This window comes from Mycobacterium sp. (assembly GCF_035603715.1).
Classification (GTDB): Bacteria; Actinomycetota; Actinomycetes; order Mycobacteriales; family Mycobacteriaceae; genus Mycobacterium.
The window spans coordinates 1-4141 of the sequence record NZ_DATNJW010000126.1; the positions used below are offsets into that span (position 1 = coordinate 1).

The 4141-nt window shown below is 63.4% G+C and carries 4 protein-coding genes; 1 reads left to right on the forward strand and 3 read right to left on the reverse strand.

All coding sequences use genetic code 11. The features are described from left to right. A partial coding sequence (locus tag VN856_RS05850; RefSeq protein WP_325687068.1) for a DUF5994 family protein occupies positions 1 to 318 on the forward strand: 318 nt, incomplete at its 5' end. Here VN856_RS05850 and VN856_RS05855 read toward each other — a convergent pair. The 3 genes from VN856_RS05855 to VN856_RS05865 all read right to left on the reverse strand — a co-directional run bounded on the left by VN856_RS05855 (position 315) and on the right by VN856_RS05865 (position 4051). Continuing rightward, complete coding sequence (locus VN856_RS05855; RefSeq protein WP_325687070.1) at positions 315 to 1832, reverse strand: wax ester/triacylglycerol synthase domain-containing protein; 1518 nt, start codon at positions 1830 to 1832, stop codon at positions 315 to 317. The genes VN856_RS05850 and VN856_RS05855 overlap by 4 nt on opposite strands. A gap of 112 nt (positions 1833 to 1944) precedes the next feature. Beyond that, positions 1945 to 3108, reverse strand: a complete 1164-nt coding sequence (locus tag VN856_RS05860) for a hypothetical protein (protein WP_325687072.1) — start codon at positions 3106 to 3108, stop codon at positions 1945 to 1947. 10 nt (positions 3109 to 3118) lie between these two features. Further along, entirely contained in the window at positions 3119 to 4051 is a 933-nt protein-coding gene (locus VN856_RS05865; RefSeq protein WP_325687074.1) for a metal-dependent hydrolase, read from the reverse strand. Positions 4052 to 4141: the final 90 nt, after the last annotated feature.

A 4141-nucleotide genomic window follows, 5' to 3' on the forward strand; every position in this document is an offset into this window, starting at 1 on the left:
AGTGACGACCTTCCGAGCGAACTTCCGGACTTGTTGGCAGTGCTCTCGATACGACTGGGCCCAATCGATCGCGTGACCTACAACTTTGTCGACTGGGCGACAGCGCCGGCCGAGTTCCCGACGGGCGAGGATATGGTCCGACTCAGCGGCTACTACCAGCAACCGGGCAACACCATTCAAGTCGTCGGCATCGATCGCACCAAGCTCGTTCTCTTGGTGGTACCGACTCGCACCGACCCAGAGCACGCACACGACATCATGATGTCGGCGGCAGGGCCTAACAACGCATCGTCAGTCGACGGACTACTGAACGACTAGCGAGCGGGCCGACGCTTGCGGGTATGCGTCGTCATCTCGGTGACGACCGAGCGGCCTTGTCCGCGAGGAGATTTGCCTGCGGCTGCCACCAGGGTGTCGAGCGCATCGACAATTCCGGTCGCGATGTAGTCGACCCCGGGCACATTGTCCGGACACACGCACACACTGAGATCCATCTGCTCGCCGTGGGTCGTTGGCGTGATGGTCAACCCACACCCTTCCAGCAGCGGCGTCACCGTCTGCATACCGACGACCTTGGCGCCGGCCCAGTACGCCGGCGACGAGTGACCCGCGTCGGGAGAGACACTGCCGTGTGAGATCGGCGTCAGTCGTTGCCGCACATCCAGTTGTTTGACGATTCGCATACCCGCGTGGAGCACACTCGACGGGATCAACGACATAATGGCCGCTGCGTTACCGGTGAAGAGTTCCTTGTCGTCATCGTGACAATGTGCGGTGTTCATCCGCTCGGTAGCTGTGTGCAGGTTGGTCAGTATCTCGATGGGATCGACGAGCTGCACCGGGATGCGGATCTGGCCCGCGATCGGCGACTCTCGATCGTCGGTGGGCGCAGCAACTGTTTGCGCAAGCGGCATCCACATCGCCAAGGGATCGTCGGGCACGGTGTCGTAGCGCTGCAGCCAAGCACGCATCGACAGAGTGCACGCGGCCAGCAACACATTCGTGACGTCGCCGCCGAACGCGGTGCTGACCGCCTCCAGATCGGCGTGCCAGATCGAGGTGAACGCGACGGCCCGGCGGTCGGTCAGGGGTGCGCTGAACGCATTGCGTGGAACTGGACCACGCATCGATGGCACCGCTGGCGGCACCGAATCACCTTCGTCTACCGGATTCGTCCCGCCCAGCTGCCTGCGCACTACGTGCAGCAGACCAGAGACGGTCTCCGCGACCAGGTAAAGACCCTTGAATTGGAATTCGAGAAGCTCGCTGATCACCTCGGCCGCGAGTTCACCCACCGCAGGTTTGCCCGGACTCGCTTGCCTCGGTTGATCGTCATGGTGGGGATCAGAGCTTAATAACCGGGACCAGATGGCTGCCGCACCGACACCGCGCTCGCTCAATACCGGCGATAGGCGTAGCGCCAGCGCCCACTGGCCACCCGACAGACCGTCAATGCTCCAGGCTTCCCAGAGCATTTCGCGTTGATGACGTGATCCCGCGCTCAAGTGCGCGATCAGGTCGGCGAATTCGCGCGGACCGCCCGGCACCTGAAGCGTTGCCCGGTGGATCTGCGACGACGGGTCATACCTGTCGATCTCGGTCCAAAATGGCGGGCCCACTCCCCACGGCCGGTCCACCAGCCTGCTGCGAAAGCGCGTCAGTTGCGGCAACGACGAGCCCACCCATTGCTGTAGCCGCTCGTGACTGATGTGGTCGGCTGGCTCGATAACGATGAACGACACGGTGGGTGCCTGGTTGGTCGACTTCTCCATGAGAAGCCGTAAGCCATCGACCGCCGATGACCGGACAGCCGTGAATATGCCTCCGGTCAAGCTGACCAAATCCTTTGAACGACAACCTCATTTTCGCGTGCGAAGCACCGCTGACCGTGCAGACACTACTCTCGTCCGGGCCAGAAACACACCCGCGGTATTCGATCTCCGTCTACAGAAACGAGTTTTCGTTGGTCAGTCCGCGCTCCGGGAACGCGCCGAGCGCAAAGGTCTCGGCATTGCCCAGCCCGGTGCCGCCGCCGACCGGATCGTCGATCCGAACCAACAGGTCCCGAAGCTGGTGCAGCTGACGGGCGTTCTCAGGCTTGTCGCAGTCGGTGATATGGCTTCCCTCGACCTTCAGGTCACCGACCCACTCGCCGTACACCCAGTCGTTCCAGCCGTAGTAGCCCGCGGTGCCGAGGTGAAAGCCGGTCGGGCCGGCGGCAGTGATCGTCAGTGGACGTTGGGAACCGTCCGTGTCGATCAGGGTGATCGTTCCATGGGTGAACCGCCGGTTGCCGTCTTCGAAGTGCATGTCCTGTTCGACCGACGGGAATCGGTGCGAGGTGCCGTCGGGGTTTTGTTGCTCTGCCTGGCAACGGATCTCGGTGAACCCGTCACCACGCTCCTCCTGATACATCACGAACAGCGAGTAGGCCGATCCGTCCGGGCGAGTCAGGGTCATCGGCAGCCACGTCATGAACATCTGCTTGATCTTGCGGCTCCCGCGCGGCAGTCCCGGTATCGGTTTACCGATGCCGGGCCGCAGGCCCCAGGAGTGGTCCCGGATCGAAATCCACTCATCGGCAACGATGTCGACGCGGCTGCCTTCGACCTCGACCCAGCCCGACGCCACCCCGACCTGGTGGTAGCGCAGGATGTTGTGTGTCACCCGGTATCCGTCCGGGCTGCGGTCCGGCCAGGGGTCCTCCAGCGATGCGTCGAAACTTCCGCGCAGTTCCACGTCGAACGCGATCGGCTGATGTTCGTTGGCGTCCAGGCTGATCCGGATCGCCCGCAACGGTTCGACGACCCGATAGTGAATCGGCCCGACTTCGGTGCTCGCCGGCGCCGACGACAACCGGCGGCCCGCGCGCACCGTCCACTGTTCGGTGCCGCGGCACACACCGGCGGCACCGTCGAAGACGCCGCGGTTGGTGTACTTCCCGATCCCGAGGACGACCTGCAGCGAGTTGTCCCGCGCGTGCGCGATCGTCCAGATCTTCTCCGTCCACGACGGGTCCGACTGACTCACCGTGGCGAAGGTGTCAACGATCTGATGGGTGAGCAGCTCATCCTCGGGCACCAGGGCGCCGTAGTTCGTTGACAGCAAATCGATTACCTCACTGCTGGGGGACGGGACGGGGATAAAACCTGGTCATATCACTACCCTGCTCGTATTCACGCATCCAGGTGTCCGCCCAATCCGGCAGCGGTTGGTCGGCCGGATCGTGGTGCGGCGCCTGCGACAACACCAGCCGCCAGACCATCGCGCACAGCTGGCGGGTGGGGACATCGCCGAACAGCGTCGGCGGACCACCGCGGCGGCCCCGCCGGCGACGACCGCCGGGCCCGCGGAAGGTGAACTCGCCGTACAGCAGCGAGATCGACAACAGCTCCTGCGCCGATGCGCCGCGGTCCTCGAATGGAACGACCTCGTCGAAAACCTTTGCTATCGCTCCGGATACGGCGCCGACGTGGCTGAAGGTGTCCCGAATGTGTTTGGTCCGATACCACGGGTCGGGGCTGATGTGCCGGTATAGCATCAGTCCGGAGCTGCGGTGTTCGATCTCCTCGACGAAGTGCCACATCATCAGCGAGGCGACGCGCCGGTCCCCCGCGCCGAACAGCGAATCACGGTTGTCCAGAATGACTTTGAACAGCGGGGTGAACGTCGCCTCCAAGTTGGCGATGTAGGCGGCGTGGAATTCGATCGGCCGCTCCTCCAACAGCTGGTCGTAGGCGCTGCAGGCGTCCTCGTAGCACTGTTCGAGTTCGGGATAGCGCTGCACCAGCGCGAGCATGTGTTTGCGGTGGGCGGACGCGTGCTGCGCTTCCTGCCGCAGGAACGCCTCGGCCTCGGCGGCGACGTCCGGGTCCTCCTGCAATTTGTCTTGAGCCCTGCGGACCACGTTGACGATGTAGCGCTCGAACGGGACGGCAATGAAGGTGAAGGCATTGCAGAACAGACCGAAATTCGGGTTGTCGGGCTGCCACATGAACGGCACGCTTGCGTCGAACTCCCACGGGATCTTGCGGATCACGAGGTTGGTCACCGTCGCTACCTTTCAATCGATCAGGGCCAGCGGTAGGCTCAGTGTGACATTTGACCCCCAAGATGTAAAGGAAGCGATGGCGGCCTCCGC